18 protein-coding genes are annotated in these 15,352 nt (G+C 64.9%); 7 read left to right on the top strand and 11 right to left on the bottom strand.

Translation table 11 applies throughout. From position 1 onward, the window contains the following. Positions 1-30: 30 nt before the first annotated feature. Positions 31-489 carry a hypothetical protein gene (locus tag AABQ55_RS12745; protein WP_272805257.1) on the bottom strand — a complete coding sequence of 153 codons (459 nt, stop codon included), beginning with the start codon at positions 487-489 and terminating at the stop codon, positions 31-33. Between the two features lie 246 nt (positions 490-735). Between AABQ55_RS12745 and AABQ55_RS12740 the strand changes: the two genes are divergently transcribed. From AABQ55_RS12740 to AABQ55_RS12725, 4 genes are all read left to right on the top strand, one after another. After that, positions 736-1,728 carry an endonuclease/exonuclease/phosphatase family protein gene (locus AABQ55_RS12740; protein ID WP_272805256.1) on the top strand — a complete coding sequence of 331 codons (993 nt, stop codon included), beginning with the start codon at positions 736-738 and terminating at the stop codon, positions 1,726-1,728. A gap of 64 nt (positions 1,729-1,792) precedes the next feature. Continuing rightward, the gene (locus AABQ55_RS12735; RefSeq protein ID WP_272805255.1) at positions 1,793-1,963 is read left to right on the top strand and encodes a hypothetical protein; all 171 of its coding nucleotides are present in this window, start codon (positions 1,793-1,795) and stop codon (positions 1,961-1,963) included. Positions 1,964-2,013: 50 nt separating this feature from the next. Beyond that, on the top strand, positions 2,014-2,652 hold the full coding sequence (locus tag AABQ55_RS12730) for an alpha/beta hydrolase family protein (RefSeq protein ID WP_272805254.1): 639 nt from the start codon (positions 2,014-2,016) through the stop codon (positions 2,650-2,652). Positions 2,653-2,751: 99 nt separating this feature from the next. After that, complete coding sequence (locus tag AABQ55_RS12725; protein WP_272805253.1) at positions 2,752-2,928, top strand: hypothetical protein; 177 nt, start codon at positions 2,752-2,754, stop codon at positions 2,926-2,928. A 110-nt stretch (positions 2,929-3,038) separates the two neighbouring features. Here AABQ55_RS12725 and AABQ55_RS12720 read toward each other — a convergent pair whose 3' ends face one another. Then, positions 3,039-3,983: an alpha/beta fold hydrolase gene (locus tag AABQ55_RS12720; protein WP_272805252.1), complete on the bottom strand. Its 945-nt coding sequence runs from the start codon at positions 3,981-3,983 to the stop codon at positions 3,039-3,041. Positions 3,984-4,249: 266 nt separating this feature from the next. Here AABQ55_RS12720 and AABQ55_RS12715 point away from each other — a divergent pair, with 266 nt between their 5' ends. After that, complete coding sequence (locus AABQ55_RS12715; protein ID WP_244765675.1) at positions 4,250-4,567, top strand: DUF1883 domain-containing protein; 318 nt, start codon at positions 4,250-4,252, stop codon at positions 4,565-4,567. Between the two features lie 15 nt (positions 4,568-4,582). Here the strand turns inward: AABQ55_RS12715 and AABQ55_RS12710 are convergent, their stop codons facing one another. Continuing rightward, positions 4,583-5,890, bottom strand: a complete 1,308-nt coding sequence (locus AABQ55_RS12710; RefSeq protein WP_244765676.1) for a replication-associated recombination protein A — start codon at positions 5,888-5,890, stop codon at positions 4,583-4,585. Beyond that, positions 5,887-7,224, bottom strand: a complete 1,338-nt coding sequence (locus tag AABQ55_RS12705; RefSeq protein WP_443021151.1) for a DegQ family serine endoprotease — start codon at positions 7,222-7,224, stop codon at positions 5,887-5,889. Before AABQ55_RS12705 ends, AABQ55_RS12710 begins: the two co-directional genes overlap by 4 nt. Positions 7,225-7,493: 269 nt before the next feature. Here AABQ55_RS12705 and msrP point away from each other — a divergent pair, with 269 nt between their 5' ends. Together msrP and msrQ are read left to right on the top strand one after the other, a co-directional pair. Then, positions 7,494-8,435: a protein-methionine-sulfoxide reductase catalytic subunit MsrP gene (gene msrP, locus AABQ55_RS12700; RefSeq protein WP_272805250.1), complete on the top strand. Its 942-nt coding sequence runs from the start codon at positions 7,494-7,496 to the stop codon at positions 8,433-8,435. Further along, a complete protein-coding gene (msrQ, locus tag AABQ55_RS12695) occupies positions 8,435-9,091 on the top strand; it encodes a protein-methionine-sulfoxide reductase heme-binding subunit MsrQ (RefSeq protein WP_272805249.1) in 657 nt (218 codons plus the stop codon). The genes msrP and msrQ overlap by 1 nt, the downstream gene beginning before the upstream one ends. Before the next feature lie 92 nt (positions 9,092-9,183). On the opposite strand, the gene AABQ55_RS12690 is transcribed toward msrQ, so the two are convergent. From AABQ55_RS12690 to secY, 7 genes are all read right to left on the bottom strand, one after another. Continuing rightward, positions 9,184-10,380, bottom strand: a complete 1,197-nt coding sequence (locus AABQ55_RS12690) for a GGDEF domain-containing protein (RefSeq protein ID WP_272805248.1) — start codon at positions 10,378-10,380, stop codon at positions 9,184-9,186. A 161-nt stretch (positions 10,381-10,541) separates the two neighbouring features. Continuing rightward, complete coding sequence (rplQ, locus tag AABQ55_RS12685; protein WP_244765681.1) at positions 10,542-10,967, bottom strand: 50S ribosomal protein L17; 426 nt, start codon at positions 10,965-10,967, stop codon at positions 10,542-10,544. Positions 10,968-11,012: 45 nt separating this feature from the next. After that, positions 11,013-12,023, bottom strand: a complete 1,011-nt coding sequence (locus AABQ55_RS12680; RefSeq protein WP_064329868.1) for a DNA-directed RNA polymerase subunit alpha — start codon at positions 12,021-12,023, stop codon at positions 11,013-11,015. Positions 12,024-12,126: 103 nt separating this feature from the next. Continuing rightward, positions 12,127-12,516: a 30S ribosomal protein S11 gene (gene rpsK, locus AABQ55_RS12675; RefSeq protein WP_023513823.1), complete on the bottom strand. Its 390-nt coding sequence runs from the start codon at positions 12,514-12,516 to the stop codon at positions 12,127-12,129. 241 nt (positions 12,517-12,757) lie between these two features. After that, positions 12,758-13,126: a 30S ribosomal protein S13 gene (rpsM, locus tag AABQ55_RS12670; protein ID WP_064329867.1), complete on the bottom strand. Its 369-nt coding sequence runs from the start codon at positions 13,124-13,126 to the stop codon at positions 12,758-12,760. 279 nt (positions 13,127-13,405) lie between these two features. Next, entirely contained in the window at positions 13,406-13,990 is a 585-nt protein-coding gene (locus tag AABQ55_RS12665) for an adenylate kinase (protein WP_244765682.1), read from the bottom strand. Further along, on the bottom strand, positions 13,987-15,327 hold the full coding sequence (secY, locus tag AABQ55_RS12660) for a preprotein translocase subunit SecY (RefSeq protein WP_272805247.1): 1,341 nt from the start codon (positions 15,325-15,327) through the stop codon (positions 13,987-13,989). Before secY ends, AABQ55_RS12665 begins: the two co-directional genes overlap by 4 nt. Positions 15,328-15,352: the final 25 nt, after the last annotated feature.

Genomic DNA, 15,352 nt, shown 5'->3' with positions numbered 1-15,352 from the left:
ACCCGGGGAGCGATCCCCGGGTTTTTTCATTCAGCGGGCGAGTTCGAACTGGATCTCGATCCTGTGACAGGCCGCGCCCGGTCCGTTCCAGCCGTGATAGACCTCGCGGCTTTCGCCGGAGAAGACGTGCCGCGACAGCTCGATCTCCGCGACCAGCGGCGCATAGCCCTGGGTGAAGAGCGTGCGCAGCGAACCTTGGTGGACCCGCGAGGCAACGATGGTGGGTTCGAGATGGCGCAGTTCCACCGTGCCTCCATATTCCTCCGGACCCTCCACGGGCCGGCAGATCTGCCAGTCGAACGGCGTCCTGCCGTCCTTCGGCAGGCCATGAGCAATGAAGATCCAGGGGCCGGCGACGGTCAGCCCATAGTCGCCGACCGCCCCCTCGATGATCGGCGCAAGCTCCACAGCCGCCTGCCTGATCTCGGGAATGCGAAGGCGGCGCCGCATGCACAGCACCCACATGTCCGGTGTCTCGATGATGTTCATGGTCCCTCCCGTTTCGACGCAGACCTATGATCGCGATTGTTTTCGAGCAAGCGGCTCCCTGGAAAGCCATGCCAAACTTGAGGCCGGAAGGCGCAAAAGGCGGAAAATCATTTCAAGACGGCCAATCCTTCCCGCGAACCGCGGGCCAGGCACGATGTCATTGCGATGCGGGAAAGGGCGGGTTACATGCAAGCCTCCCGTTGCGGGAATCGACCTGCCCGTCCCGTGATGCAGAAGGAACAGTCGATGCCGATAGCGCCGTTCAAGGGGCCGATCGCCCTTGCCTACCGCGTCCTCGTCCTGCCGGGCGTCATTGCCTATCTCTTCGCCGTCAGCATCGTCGTGCTTGCCGCCGACCGGTTCTGGCTCGTCGATCTTCTCACCTTCGCCTGGCCCTACATCATCGCCACCGGCGCCCTGCTCGTCGTGGCCGCCCTGGTGACGCGGCGCCTGAAGGCGATCGTGATTGCGGGGGCCGGCCTTGCGGTCGCCCTGATCCCGGCGGCCGATGTGCCGACCGCCCGCGCCTCCGCCGCCGCAGGCGGCCTGAAGGTGCTGACCGCCAATCTCTTCGTCCGGAATGCGCAGGATCCTGCCGTCTTCATCGCGATGCTGCGCCGGGAAAAACCCGATATCGTCATCCTGCAGGAGACGACGAAGCGCTGGGAGGAGGCGCTTTCCGCCGCCGGCCTCTATGCCTATGAAAGCAATTCGGACGTACGCGAGCGCGATGCCATCAAGGTCTTCTCCGTCCTGCCGATCCGCTCGCAGACCGAATTGAAGCGCGCCTTCACCGAGGAGCGCGCCTACAAGCAGCCGCTCCGCCTGGAACTGGACATGCGCGGCAAGCCGCTCTTCCTCTACGCCTTCCACCCCGAAACGCCGCGCCGGCTCTGGCAGTGGCACGATCGCAACGCCTATCTCTCGGCGGCCGCCGACGCGGTGCGCGGCGACCTCGAGACGGCGCCGGTCATCGTCGCGGGCGACTGGAACACGCCGACCTGGTCGCCCTTCTTCCGTGCCTTCCTCAAGCAGGCGGGCCTTGCCTCCACCGCGGGCGGCTGGCTGCAGCCGGTCACGCGGTTCAGCCAGAAACTCGACACGGTCGCCTATATCGGCGCCTCGATCGACCATATCGTCGTCTCGCCGGATATTTCCGTGCGGGCACGCCGCGTCGGTCCGAATTTCGGCTCGAACCATCTGCCCGTCATCGCCGAACTGGCGCTGCCGGAAACCTGACCCCCTCGCCCCTGAGGAAAAACACCCTATCTTAGGGGGCGAAGCCATTTCGAGGGAGACGATCATGCCGACGGAAAAGGACAGCCCCAAAGCGTCGCTCGAGGAGGAACGCGCCCGGCAGAAGCGAAAGTCGGCCAAAGCCGAGCAGGACGACTATCTGGAGGAGGCGCTGGAAGAGACCTTTCCGGCGAGCGACCCGATCGCCCCCGGCGAGGTGAAGGATCACGCCAAGTGAGCGGCGATACGGCGCATGCCCGGCCCTTGCCGCGAACGGTCTGACCGGCGATGAGCACCGCCTTCCTTTTCACCGGCCCGGACGATGCCGCCGTCACCCTGCTTCTTGCCCATGGCAGCGGCGCGCCGATGGATTCGCCAGCCATGAACGCGGCAGCGGATGCCCTGGCGGCGGAGGGCCTGCGCGTCGCGCGCTTCGAATTCTCCTACATGGCCGCCCGGCGCACCGAAGGCAGCCGCCGCCCGCCGCCCAGGGCCGAGACGCTGAATCCCGAATTTCGCGCGGCCGTCGCGGATCTCGCCGCCACGGGGCCGCTCGTCATCGGCGGCAAGTCGATGGGCGGCCGTGTCGCCAGCATGGTGGCCGACGGGCTTCTTGCAGAAGGCCGCATCGCCGGCCTGCTTTGCCTCGGCTATCCGTTCCACCCGCCGGAAAAGCCGGCGCAGCTGCGCACGGCCCACCTCATGGCGCTCGCAACGCCAAGCCTCATCTGCCAGGGTACGCGCGATCCCTTCGGCACGAAGAACGAGGTGCCCGGCTACGGACTGCCGGAGCGCATCCGCTTCCTGTGGCTGGAAGACGGCGACCATGACCTCAAGCCGCGCAAGAGCGTTTCCGGCTTTACCGCCGCCGACCACCTCGCCACCATGGCCCACACCGTGAAGGCCTGGGCGGCAGGCCTCGGCTGACCCCTGTTCCATGCGGAACAGCGCCTGAAACCGTCCCATGCGAAGGTTCGGTCACTGGATGGAACGAACCATCCCGACCGAACCAGAGGGGACTTCGACATGCGCAATCTCATCCTTGCCGCCGCCATCGCTTTCACCGCCGCCGCCTCCTTCGCCGCGCCGTCGCAGGCCGGCTATTACAGCTACGGCTACCAGCCCGCCTGCTTCATCAAGAAGATCAAGAGCTACGACTACTACGGCAACCTGATCATCAAACGCGTCCGCGTCTGCCACTAGCCGGCGCCCCGATCAGGGGTCGATCGAAGCATGGCCGCCGCTGGCAGACGGCCTCACGGACGCGACGAAGCCCGGATGCCCTCCCATGCATCCGGGCTTCTCCTTTTCGACTATTCGCCGCTCACCTGCCCGGCCCAGCTTTGCGCACCGGATTCGCCATCGAGGAACGGCAGGGCCGTGCTGACGAGTGCGGGGGCTGCAAAGGTCTCGTAGTGGGTGAGGCCCGGCAGGATGGCGAGACGGTTCTTCGCCATGTTCTCCCGCATCCAGCCGGCATCCCTCAGCCCGCCGCCGAGCTTCTGGTAGAATTCGACGATATGTTCCGGGCGGATCATGTCGCTGTCGCCAAAGATCAGCATGACGGGCATGGAGAGCTTTGCCACCGCATCGGAGGCGTCGTAATCGACGCGCATGGCCGCGCCCATCGCGTCGAGCAGCTTCGGGAATTCGGAAACGTCCGGCGCGACGGCGCCATAGGACCTGTACATCGGCGTCTCCTTCATCATCTCCGCCATGGCTCCGGAGACCGCCTCCTGCTGCGGCAGCATTTCCGGGAAGAAGCCGTTCCTGGCGAAGGGCGCCGAGGCGATGACGAGGCGGCGCACCTTGTCCGGCGCGCCGGCGGCCATGTGCAGCGCCACGCCGCCGCCGAAGGAATAGCCGAGCACGTCGACTTGGTCGTAGCCCAGTTCCTCCACGAGCTCGGCCATGTCGGCGCCGATGGCGGTTATGTCGATCGGCCGCGTGCCGAGCGGCGTGCGGCCATGGCCCTGCAAGTCGACGCCGATCACCTGGCGGTTGTCCTGCAGCGTCTTGAGGTTGGCGCCGAACATCTCGATCTGGCCGAGGCCGCCATGCAGCAGGAGCAGCGGCTCGCCCTTGCCGCGGATCTCGTAATAGTAGTCGATGCCGTTCACCGTCAGGTGCCCCGCCTTGTCCGGCTTGCCGGCCTCGCCCTGCAACGGGTTCTCGGCCACATCCTCCGCCTGCGCCGAAAGGGGGGCGAAGGCGGCAAGGGCGGCGGTCAGGAGGGTGATGATGGTCAGCTTCGGCATGGTCCGTCTCCTCGGGTTCCGGCCGGCGGCCCGCCGGCTTCATGCACCAAGGACGCGGCGGAGCGCGCCGCCCCGACAGGGCTCGCGAAATTTTCGGCAGACGCCTGCCAGCTGGATTCAGGTTCCTGCCGGATTGATTCCGCTAGCGGCGGCAACGGTTTGAAAAGCCTGCTCTATTTCCGATCGGCCCGTCCGGTCGGCGCGGAAGGGAACATTAACCCGGCCATGCGAATATTAGCGCCGAACCAGATATATCCGGGAAGACGATGGCACACAGCTTCTCCTACACGCACTATGACCTCGACATGCAGCGCGCCGGTACGGTCATCGAGATCACGCTCTCGGCCATCGCCAATGTGCGGCTGATGAGCCACGGCAATTTCGATCTCTTCAAGAATGCCCGCCAGCACAAGTTCCTCGGCGGCGTCGCCAAGCAGTCGCCGATCCGGCTGAAAATCCCGGAAAACGGCCACTGGCATGTGGTGGTCGACATGGAGGGGCATCCCGGCAAGGCCGAGTCGTCGATCAGGATCGTGCCGGCCGCCCCGCAGAAGCCCGTGCAGCGCTTCAGCGCCGCCTCCTGACGGGCGCGGCGGGTCTCAGCCCCGCTCCCGGCGCAGCTTCGCCCACCATTCCAGCCGCTTCTTCAGCTCCCGCTCGAAGCCGCGTTCGGGCGGATCGTAGAAGGTTTTCCGCCCCATCTTCTCCGGGAAATAATCCTGTCCGGAAAAGGCGTCCGGCATGTCGTGGTCGTAGCGGTAGCCGTCGCCGTAGCCCTCGCCCTTCATCAGCTTCGTCGGCGCATTGAGGATGTGCTTCGGCGGCAGCAGCGAGCCGTTTTCCTTCGCCGCGCGCATCGCGGATTTGTAGGCGGTGTAGACGGCGTTCGATTTCGGTGCGGTGGCGAGATAGACGCAGGCCTGCGCCAGCGCCAGTTCCCCCTCCGGAGAGCCGAGGAAATCGTAGGCATCCTTGGCGGCATTGCAGACGACGAGCGCCTGCGGATCGGCAAGGCCGATGTCCTCCACCGCCATGCGCACCATGCGCCGGCAGAGGAACAGCGGGTCCTCGCCGGCATCCAGCATGCGGGTGAGATAGTAGAGCGCCGCATCGGGATCGGACCCGCGCACGGACTTGTGCAGCGCGGAGATGAGATTGTAGTGGCCGTCCTGCGACTTGTCGTAGACGGGGGCCCGGCGCTGCACGATGCGGAAGAGATCGTCCTGACCGAAGGTCTCGCCGGCGCGGGCGGCGCGCCAGACTTCCTCGGCAAGCGTCAGCACCGCCCGCCCGTCCCCATCGGCCATGCGCAGCAGCGAGGCGCGCGCTTCTTCGTCGAGCGGCAGCGGTTTTTCCTCGATCGCCTCGGCACGCTTCAAAAGCTCCTCGAGGCTCTGTTCGTCATGCGGCTTGAAGGTGAGCACGCGGGCGCGGGAGAGAAGCGCGGCATTGAGCTCGAAGGACGGGTTCTCCGTCGTCGCGCCGACGAGCACGATCGTGCCGTCCTCCATGACCGGCAGGAAACTGTCCTGCTGGGCGCGGTTGAAACGATGGATCTCATCGACGAAGAGCAGCGTCTGCCGGCCGCCCATGCGGCGCTGGCGCGCGGCCTCGAATACCTTCTTGAGATCGGCGACGCCGGAGAAGATCGCCGAGATCTGTTCGAAGGCGAGCCCCGTTTCGCCGGACAGGAGGCGCGCCACCGTCGTCTTGCCCGTGCCGGGCGGACCCCAGAAGATCATCGAGCCGAGCGAGCCGGCCTCGATCATGCGCGAGAGCACGCCGTCGGGACCCGTCAGGTGCTCCTGGCCGGACACTTCGCCCAGCGTGCGGGGGCGCAGGCGATCGGCCAGGGGCCGCTTTGCCGCCATCTCCTCCGGTTCACGCGGGGCGAAGAGGTCGCTCATCGGAAGAACTGGCGGATGCGCTGGCCGTCACGCTCGATCTCGACGCGCCAGATGGACGGGTCCTCGTTGACGAGCGAGGCGAGGCTTTCGGTCGAGGCGACCTCGGTGCCGTTGAGCGCGATGATGATATCGCGCGGCTGGAGGCCGATGCGCGCCGCCGGCGAGCCGCGATTGACCTCGGTGACGACGACGCCGGCCGTGGTGCGGTTGGTCGGCATGCGCAGTTCCTCCGCCACGCGCGGCGAGAGGTTGGCGACGACCGCGCCGGAGAAGGGATTGCGGCCTTCGATCAGCCGCTCGTCGCGCGGCGTGGTCTCGGGCGCGCGGTCGAGCGAGAGCGTCAGGTCCTCTTCCTTGCCATTGGCAATGACGGTGATGCGCGCCGTGCCGCCGATGCCCACGGTGGTGAGGCGATAGCCGAGGGCGTCGGGATGCTCGACGGGAACGCCGTTGACGGCGGTGACCACCTGCCCGGGCTTCATGCCGGCCTTTTCCGCCGGACTGCCGGCCTGCACCTGCGAGATGAGCGCGCCGCGGGCGCGATCCAGGTCGAGCGCTTCGGCGACCTCCGAGGTCACCGCATCGAAGGTGGCGCCGATGAACGGGCGGTCGAAGGTGGCGCTGCCGTTTTCGGCGCTGGCGACGAAGGTCTTCACCAGGTTGGCCGGGATGGCGAAGCCGACGCCGTTCGAGCCGCCGCCGCGCGAGAAGATCGCGGTGTTGATGCCGATCAGCTCGCCGTTCATGTTGATGAGGCCGCCGCCGGAATTGCCGGGATTGATCGAGGCGTCCGTCTGGATGAAGAAGCCGAAATCCCCGGAACGGACCTGGTTGCGGGCAAGCGCCGAGACGATGCCGCTCGTCACCGTCTGGCCGACGCCGAACGGATTGCCGATGGCGAGCACGAGGTCGCCGACCTCGACCGCGTCGCTGTCGCCAAGCGGCAGGGCCGTGAAATCCGCATCCGCCTTGATCTTCAGCACGGCAAGGTCGACGCGCTCGTCCTTCAGCACCACGGTGCTTTCATATTCGCGGCCATCCGCCAGCGCGACCTTGATGTCGCTCGCGCCCTCGATGACATGGTTGTTCGTCACCACGATGCCCTTGGCGCCGACGATGACGCCCGAGCCGAGCGAGGACTGCTTTTCGCTGCGGTTCGGCATGCGCTGGCCGAAGAACTCCTCGAAGAAGGGGTCGCCGTCGAAGATCGAGCGGCGCTCGACGACGCGCTCGGCATAGACATTGACCACGGCGTTCTCGACCTGCTTGACCAGCGGCGCGAAGGAGAGCTGCATTTCCGTGCGCGATTGCGGCACGGTGCGCTCCTCGGCCATTGCGGGCGCCGCAAAGGCGAGAGCAACGGCAAGCGGGGCGGCAAGCAGGATGCGGACGTTCGGCATGGACGAGTCTCCTTCGTTTCTGCGTCACGATCAGATAGGATCTCGCGGGAAAAAAGGCAAATTGTGGAGGAGGCGCCGATTGCGGCGATCTCACGCGGCGCGCACGAAAATGTGGTCGCCACAAATCTTTCGCCGCCGTTGAAACAACATCCGCCGCGTTTACGTAGGTACCAGGGAAACAACCGAAAAGATCGAGCCCCGCCATGTCTCTCTACCGCCCGCCCCGCATTCCCGCTTCGCAGATCACGCCGGAACACTGTTTCCTCGCGCGCCGCTCGTTTCTGGCGGCCGCGGCCGGTGGAGCGCTTCTGGCGTCGGGCATGCCCGCTTTCGCCGAAGCCCTGAAGGCATCGAAATCGCCCTACGCGGTGGACGAGGCGCTGACGCCCGAAAAGGACGTGACCAGCTACAACAATTTCTACGAGTTCGGCATGGGCAAGGGCGACCCGATCGCCAATTCGGAAAAATTCAAGCCGACGCCCTGGACGGTGAAGGTCGATGGGCTTGTCGGCAAGCCGAAGGAGTTCGGGCTGGAAGAGCTGATGGCCCTGCCGCTGGAAGAGCGGGTCTACCGCATGCGCTGCGTGGAGGCCTGGTCGATGGTCATCCCCTGGATCGGCTTTCCGCTTTCCGCGCTGCTCGACAAGGTGGAGCCGCTGGGCGACGCACGATATGTCGCCTTCGAAACCGTCGTCAGACCGGAGGAGATGCCCGGCCAGTCCGGCTATTTCCAGTCCCTGCCCTGGCCCTATGTCGAGGGCCTCAGGCTCGACGAGGCGCGCCATCCGCTGACGATCCTCTCCGTCGGCGTCTACGGCAAGACGCTGCCGAACCAGAACGGCGCGCCGATCCGCCTCGTCGTGCCGTGGAAATACGGCTTCAAGGGCATCAAGTCGATCGTGAAGATCACGCTCACCGACAAGCAGCCGCCCTCCACCTGGAATCTCGCCGCGCCGAACGAGTACGGTTTCTACGCCAATGTGAACCCGGAGGTCGACCATCCGCGCTGGAGCCAGGCGAGCGAGAACCGTATCGGCGAAGGCGGCTTCTTCGGCGCCAATCGCCGGCCGACCCTGCCCTTCAACGGCTATGCCGAGGAGGTCGCCGGCCTCTACAGCGGCATGGACCTCAGGGCGAACTACTGATGGCGCGCCTGCCGACCCTTCCGCGCAAATACCACGCGGCCTCGATCTGGCTGCTCTATGCCCTTGGCCTCGTGCCGGCGGCCTGGGGCTTCTGGCTCGGCGCCACGGGCCGCCTGCCCGGCAACCCGGTCAAGGAATTCGAGCACCTGCTCGGCCTCTGGGCGCTGCGGTTCCTCATCGCCACGCTCGCCGTCACGCCGATCCGCGACCTCTTCGCCATCAACTGGGTGCGCTATCGCCGCGCGCTCGGGCTGCTGGCGTTCTGGTACGTGCTGATGCATTTCCTCACCTACATGCTACTCGATCAGTACCTGAATTTTTCGGCGATCCTGGTCGATATCGCCAAGCGGCCCTTCATCACCATCGGCATGGCCGCCTTCGTGCTGCTCATCCCGCTGGCGCTGACCTCCAATGCCTGGTCGATCCGCAGGCTCGGCATGCGCTGGGTGAAGCTGCATCGGCTGGTCTACGTCATCGCCGCCGCCGGCGCGCTGCATTTTGCCATGTCGGTGAAGGTCGTGGGGCTGGAGCCGTGGACCTATATCGGGCTTGTGGCGCTGCTTCTCCTCTATCGGCTGGCGCGGCCGCTGATCCGGGGCAGCGGAAGAGGAAAGCCGCGGGCCTCCGCGTTTCGCGGACAGGAACGCTCGGCCTGAGGCGTTTCGCACTCTTGCAGGAAATGCTCTGGATTCCTGCTTTTACCGCATTTCCGGACGCAAAACCGCTTCGCACTTTTGCTGGAAATGCTCTAGGAGGCGCGGCCGGGACCGCTCGTCTCGTCCTTCACCACGAAGAGCTTCGCCCCTGCCGACAGCGGGACATCGGCCGCGTTGCTGACGACGCGGTTCCGGCCATTGCTCTTGGCAAGGTAGAGCAGCCGGTCCGCGCGGCTGATCGCGTCATGGATGGTGTGATCTCCGGCGGCCGTGACCGCCACCCCGAAACTTGCGGTGATCGGGCGATCGATGCCGATGCGGCCGAGGTCGCGTTCCGACAGGGCGAGACGCAAGGTGTTCGCGAGCATATGGGCGTCCTGCAGGCGGCAGTTCGGCAGATAGGCGATGAACTCCTCCCCACCGAAGCGCGCGACCGCGACGCCGGGCCAGGCGAGCGTGCGCAGGAGGGTGGCCACCTCGCGAATGGCCTCGTCTCCGGCGGCGTGCCCGAAGCGGTCGTTGATCGCCTTGAACCAGTCGATATCGGCGACGATGATGGCCGCTTCGGTTTTCCCCGCATGCTCGCCGAGGCGCTGCTCGAAACCGCGACGGTTGAGAAGGCCCGTCAGCGGATCCTCCGCCGCTGCCTTGCGGTGCCCTTCGACGATCCGCAGCGCCACGGAGGCAAGCGCCGTCAGGGCCAGGAGCAAAGCGCCGATCGTCGCCGTGATCTGCATGACGAAGGCGTAGGACGAGCCGATGAAGGCGTCCATGGCGAGGCTGCCCGCCATGACGAAGAAAACGATCGTGCGCAGGGTCGTCTCCAGCATCACGAAGACGACGGCCCCGAGCAGCGCGCGATCGACCCAGGTGCCCGACCGGCGCCAGGAGGACAGCAGGGCAACCAGCAGCAGCAGGCTGCAGGCGATATCGCTGACGAAGAGCTCGAAGCGCAGGCTTTGCGCGACGAAGACCGCGTAGGCGATGATGCCATAGGCGACGGCGGCGATGCCGAGACGAAGGGCGAGATGCCGCGACGCGTCGAAATGGGTGGAAAGGCCCTGGCTGTAGAGGAGGAAGGCGCTGAGGAACGCGGCATCCGCCGTCATCGCGACAAGAGGCACCGGCGCAACGGCCTGCAGAAGCGGCGCGAGGAAACCGAGGGCCGCACAGAGATAACCGCTGCCCCAGAACAGGGCGGCACGGTTGCCGAAGCGCGCGACGATGAGAAACGCCACGCCGAACAGGGTGAGAACCACCGGCAGCAGGAATGCGAAATTCTCGGCCATCGCCCAAACTCGATTAAACTCGGCCGGGACTTTAAGCCCCGGGGCTAAAGACAATCCCTAGCGACATGGTTTCCAAATCCTTGCGGGCGCCATTTCCGCAAAGAAAAAGCCGGACGCTTTCGCGTCCGGCTTCAAGACGTCCGGTCGGGACGCTCGTTCGATCAGGCGGCTTCGGCAGCGTCCGCCTCGGCGGCAACGCGGGCCTTGTCGGCTGCGCCCTTGGCGTCGACGTCGCGGTCGACGAACTCGATGACGGCGAGCGGGGCGTTGTCGCCATGACGGTAGCCAGCCTTCATGATGCGCAGGTAGCCACCATTACGGCTGGCATAGCGCGTCGCGATCGCGTCGAACAGCTTGCCGACAACGGCAACGTCGCGGATCTGCGAGATCGCCTGGCGGCGAGCGTGCAGGTCGCCGCGCTTGCCGAGGGTGACGAGCTTTTCGACGATCGGGCGAATTTCCTTCGCCTTCGGCAGCGTGGTTACGATCTGCTCATGCTGAATGAGCGAGGCAGCCATGTTGGCGAACATCGCCTTGCGGTGGCTGGCGGTACGGTTGAGTTTGCGACCCGAATTCTGGTGGCGCATCTCGGTTCTCCTTCACATGCAGGCAGTCGCCTGCCGTTTGATGGGTTAATACTGGTCTTCGTAGCGCTTGGCGAGATCTTCGATGTTCTCGGGCGGCCATGCCGGCACTTCCATGCCGAGGTGCAGGCCCATGGAAGCGAGAACTTCCTTGATTTCGTTCAGCGACTTGCGACCAAAATTCGGAGTGCGAAGCATTTCGGCTTCGGTCTTCTGAATGAGATCGCCGATATAGACGATGTTGTCGTTCTTCAGGCAGTTCGCCGAACGGACCGAAAGTTCCAGTTCGTCGACCTTCTTGAGGAGCGCCGGGTTGAAAGCCAGTTCCGTGACCGATTCCTCTTCGGCTTCCTTCTGCGGCTCGTCGAAGTTGACGAAGACCGAGAGCTGGTCCTGGAGGATGCGGGCCGCGAACGCGATCGCATCTTCGCCCGTGACGGAACCGTCGGTCTCGATGGTCATCGTCAGCTTGTCGTAGTCGAGAACCTGGCCTTCACGGGTGTTTTCCACCTTGTAGGACACTTTCTTGACCGGCGAATACAGGCTGTCGACCGGGATGAGGCCGATCGGCGCGTCTTCGGAGCGGTTGCGGTCGGCCGGGACATAGCCCTTGCCGTTGTTGACCGTGAACTCCATGCGGATCTCCGCGCCCTCGTCGAGGGTGCAGATGACATGGTTGGGGTTCAGGATCTCGATGTCGCCGACCGTCTGGATGTCGCCAGCCGTCACGACGCCCGGGCCCTGCTTGCGCACGACCATGCGCTTGGAATCATCGCCATCCATCTTGATGGCGATTTCCTTGATGTTGAGCACGATGTCGGTCACGTCTTCCCGGACACCCGGGATGGACGAGAACTCGTGCAGCACGCCGTCGATCTGCACGGCGGTGACAGCCGCACCGCGCAGCGACGACAGGAGAACGCGACGCAGCGCGTTGCCGAGGGTCAGGCCGAAGCCACGCTCCAGCGGCTCGGCAACAAGGCTTGCCTTGGTGCGGCCGGAGGAGGTGAACTCGACCTTGTTCGGCTTGATCAGTTCCTGCCAGTTTTTCTGGATCATATGTTTTGCCTTCCGTTCGCCGCCACCATCCAATCGTGACGGCCGAGCCCTGAAGTTCCGCGAAAGCCGGAAACCGGCTTCCGCGAGAGTTCGAATGCGATGATCAGACGCGGCGCTTCTTGCGCGGGCGGCAACCGTTGTGCGGGATCGGGGTCACGTCGCGGATCGACGTGATCATGAAGCCGGCAGCCTGGAGGGCGCGCAGAGCCGATTCACGGCCGGAACCCGGACCGCAGACTTCGACTTCCAGCGACTTCATGCCGTGTTCCTGAGCCTTCTTGGCGCAGTCTTCGGCAGCGATCTGGGCGGCGAACGGGGTCGACTTGCGCGAACCCTTGAAGCCCTTCGCACCGGCCGACGACCAGGCAATCGCGTTGCCCTGTGCGTCGGTGATGGTGATCATCGTGTTGTTGAACGAAGAATTGACGTGAGCAACACCCGAGGTGATGTTCTTGCGTTCGCGACGGCGGACGCGTGCGGCTTCCTTGGCCATGGATAGTCCTTTCGTTGATCTCGACACCGCCGTAGTTCCAGCGGCTCCACCGGGCCGGGGTGACACCCTGCCCTGAACAGTATTTGCAGATGCGCCCGAAGGCCGCATCTGCGGCGATATCGTCACTGCCGTAATGCCAGCAGCTCCACCGACCGGGGCATTTGCCTGGCGCAACACCCCGCTCGAAACTCAAAAGAGGCCGGCGCGGCGCGCCAGCCTCCTGTTCCCCGTTTCCGGGAAATTACTTCTTCTTGCCTGCGATGGCCTTGGCCGGACCCTTGCGGGTGCGGGCATTGGTATGCGTGCGCTGGCCGCGGACCGGAAGGCCGCGACGGTGACGCAGGCCGCGGTAGCAGCCGAGGTCCATGAGACGCTTGATGTTCATCGAGGTCTCGCGACGCAGGTCGCCTTCGACCTGGTAGTCGCGGTCGATGGCTTCACGGATCTGCAGGATCTCTGCGTCCGTGAGCTGATGCACGCGACGATCAGCCGGGATGCCGACCTTCTCGATGATTTCCTGTGCAAACTTCGGGCCGATCCCGTGAATGTAACGCAGCGCGATGACGACGCGTTTTGCAGTCGGGATGTTGACGCCAGCGATACGTGCCACGCCTGTTCTCCTTGCTTCCAGTTGCCATCCGGCAAGTGGTCTTCTTCATTCGATACGGCAAAAGCCGCTGCTCATCTATGATGCCGCATGACCTTGCCCTGGTTCGTTCCGCTCCAGGGGATCATGCGGTGAGGTTCGGGACATGTCGAAAACGACCGCACCCGGACTTCGTTCTTCTGAAATCCGCGCCGATCGCAATGGTATGTCGCGAGTTGGCGCTGTCATAAGGGGAATCGGCCGAAAAAGTCAACTCCCGGCCGGATCCTTTTTCGCCCGATCTCAGGCGTTCTCCAGGATTCCGGCGATCTCCGCGGTCACCTTGTCGACATTGGCCATGCCATCGACCGTCTGGAGCCTGCCGGTCGAGGCGTAGTACTTCGACAGCGGCGCCGTTTTCTCGCGGTATTCCGTGAGGCGGCGCTTGAAGGCTTCCGGGTTGTCGTCCGAGCGGACGGTGCCGCCGGCGGCGATCGTCTCGGCCACGCGGGTCTCCATGCGCTTGACCAGCGCATCCTCGTCGACCTTCAACTCTATGACGGCATCGAGCGAGAGGCCCTTGCCGGCGAGGATCTGGTCGAGGGCTTCGGCCTGCGGAACCGTGCGCGGGTAACCGTCGAGGATGAAGCCCCTGGCACAGTCGGGCGAATCGATTCGGTCGGACACGATCTCGTTGACGATCGCGTCGGAGACGAGCTGGCCGGCATCCATGACGGCCTTCGCACGCTTGCCCACATCCGTGCCGGCGGCGACGGCCGCGCGCAGCATGTCACCCGTGGAGAGCTGCGGAATGCCGTGCCTCTCCGTCAGGAGCTTGGCTTGCGTCCCCTTGCCAGCCCCCGGCGGCCCCAGAAAAATCAGTCTCATCGTCCCCTCTTTCCGCCACGCAGCTTCGACTTCTTGATCAGCCCCTCATATTGCTGAGCAATCAGGTGGCCCTGTATCTGTGCTACAGTATCCAAGGTCACGCTGACAACAATCAAAAGCGACGTACCACCAAGGTAGAACGGCACCCCGGTCTGCGCGATGAGAATTTCGGGAAGGATACAGACGAAGACGAGATAGAGCGCGCCGATGACCGTGACACGGGTCAGCACGTAGTCGATATATTCGGCGGTGCGCTCGCCCGGGCGGATGCCCGGGATGAAGCCGCCGTGCTTCTTCAGATTGTCGGCCGTGTCCTTCGGATTGAAGACGATGGCCGTGTAGAAGAAGGCGAAGAAGGCGATCATGCCGGCATAGAACAGCATGTAGAGCGGCTGGCCGTGGCCGAGGGCGGCGATGACGGCCGTTGCCCAGGCCGGCAGCTCGGCCGTGTTCGAGAAGCCCGCCAGCGTCGCCGGCAGCAGCAGCAGCGAGGAGGCGAAGATCGCCGGGATGACGCCCGCGGTGTTGAGCTTCAGCGGCAGGTGCGAGGTGTCGCCCTGGAACATGCGGTTGCCGACCTGTCGCTTCGGATACTGGATCAGAAGCCGGCGCTGGGCACGTTCGACGAAGACGATGAGCGCGATGACGCCGACGGCCATGACCACGACGGCGATGACCACGCCGATCGACAGAGCGCCCGTGCGGCTGAGTTCCAGCGTGCCGGCGAGCGCGCTCGGCAGGGCCGCGACGATGCCGGCGAAGATGATCAGCGAGATGCCGTTGCCGATGCCGCGCGAGGTGATCTGCTCACCCAGCCACATCAGGAACATGGTGCCGCCGAGCAGCGAGATGACGGTGGAAATGCGGAAGAACCAGCCCGGATCGTTGACCAGCCCTGCCCCGCTCTCAAGGCCCACCGCGATGCCGTAGGCCTGCAGCGTGCCAAGCAGCACCGTGCCGTAGCGCGTGTACTGGTTGATGATCTTTCGGCCCTGCTCGCCTTCCTTCTTCAGCTGTTCCAGCGAGGGAACGACCGAGGTCATCAGCTGCACGATGATCGACGCGGAAATATACGGCATGATGCCGAGCGCGAAGATCGCCATGCGCTCGACGGCGCCGCCGGAGAACATGTTGAAGAGGCCGAGAATGCCGCCCGACTGGCCGCGGAAGGCCTGCGCGAAGGCTTCGGGGTTGAGGCCCGGCAACGGGATATAGGTGCCGAGACGATAGACGAGCAGCGCGCCCAGCGTGAACCAGAGACGCTTCTTCAGATCTTCCGCCTTGGCGAAAGTCGAGAAGTTGAGATTAGAGGCAAGTTGTTCCGCTGCCGAAGCCATGCATTTCTCCGCGAAGCCGATCCGG

Source organism: Shinella sp. WSD5-1 (assembly GCF_963942435.1).
Classification (GTDB): domain Bacteria; phylum Pseudomonadota; class Alphaproteobacteria; order Rhizobiales; family Rhizobiaceae; genus Shinella; species Shinella yambaruensis.
This window is presented reverse-complemented; position numbering and strand designations above follow the sequence as displayed.

Bases quoted from the DNA above. Each gene is read 5' to 3' on its own strand.
- AABQ55_RS12690 (WP_272805248.1), bottom strand. From the start codon at position 10,380: ATGGCCGAGAATTTCGCATTCCTGCTGCCGGTGGTTCTCACCCTGTTC.
- msrP (WP_272805250.1), top strand. From the start codon at position 7,494: ATGTCTCTCTACCGCCCGCCCCGCATTCCCGCTTCGCAGATCACGCCG.
- rpsK (WP_023513823.1), bottom strand. From the start codon at position 12,516: ATGGCCAAGGAAGCCGCACGCGTCCGCCGTCGCGAACGCAAGAACATC.
- rplQ (WP_244765681.1), bottom strand. From the start codon at position 10,967: ATGCGCCACCAGAATTCGGGTCGCAAACTCAACCGTACCGCCAGCCAC.
- AABQ55_RS12730 (WP_272805254.1), top strand. From the start codon at position 2,014: ATGAGCACCGCCTTCCTTTTCACCGGCCCGGACGATGCCGCCGTCACC.
- AABQ55_RS12735 (WP_272805255.1), top strand. From the start codon at position 1,793: ATGCCGACGGAAAAGGACAGCCCCAAAGCGTCGCTCGAGGAGGAACGC.
- AABQ55_RS12725 (WP_272805253.1), top strand. From the start codon at position 2,752: ATGCGCAATCTCATCCTTGCCGCCGCCATCGCTTTCACCGCCGCCGCC.
- AABQ55_RS12680 (WP_064329868.1), bottom strand. From the start codon at position 12,023: ATGATCCAGAAAAACTGGCAGGAACTGATCAAGCCGAACAAGGTCGAG.
- secY (WP_272805247.1), bottom strand. From the start codon at position 15,327: ATGGCTTCGGCAGCGGAACAACTTGCCTCTAATCTCAACTTCTCGACT.
- AABQ55_RS12665 (WP_244765682.1), bottom strand. From the start codon at position 13,990: ATGAGACTGATTTTTCTGGGGCCGCCGGGGGCTGGCAAGGGGACGCAA.
- AABQ55_RS12710 (WP_244765676.1), bottom strand. From the start codon at position 5,890: ATGAGCGACCTCTTCGCCCCGCGTGAACCGGAGGAGATGGCGGCAAAG.
- AABQ55_RS12740 (WP_272805256.1), top strand. From the start codon at position 736: ATGCCGATAGCGCCGTTCAAGGGGCCGATCGCCCTTGCCTACCGCGTC.
- msrQ (WP_272805249.1), top strand. From the start codon at position 8,435: ATGGCGCGCCTGCCGACCCTTCCGCGCAAATACCACGCGGCCTCGATC.
- AABQ55_RS12745 (WP_272805257.1), bottom strand. From the start codon at position 489: ATGAACATCATCGAGACACCGGACATGTGGGTGCTGTGCATGCGGCGC.
- AABQ55_RS12715 (WP_244765675.1), top strand. From the start codon at position 4,250: ATGGCACACAGCTTCTCCTACACGCACTATGACCTCGACATGCAGCGC.
- AABQ55_RS12720 (WP_272805252.1), bottom strand. From the start codon at position 3,983: ATGCCGAAGCTGACCATCATCACCCTCCTGACCGCCGCCCTTGCCGCC.
- AABQ55_RS12705 (WP_443021151.1), bottom strand. From the start codon at position 7,224: ATGGCCGAGGAGCGCACCGTGCCGCAATCGCGCACGGAAATGCAGCTC.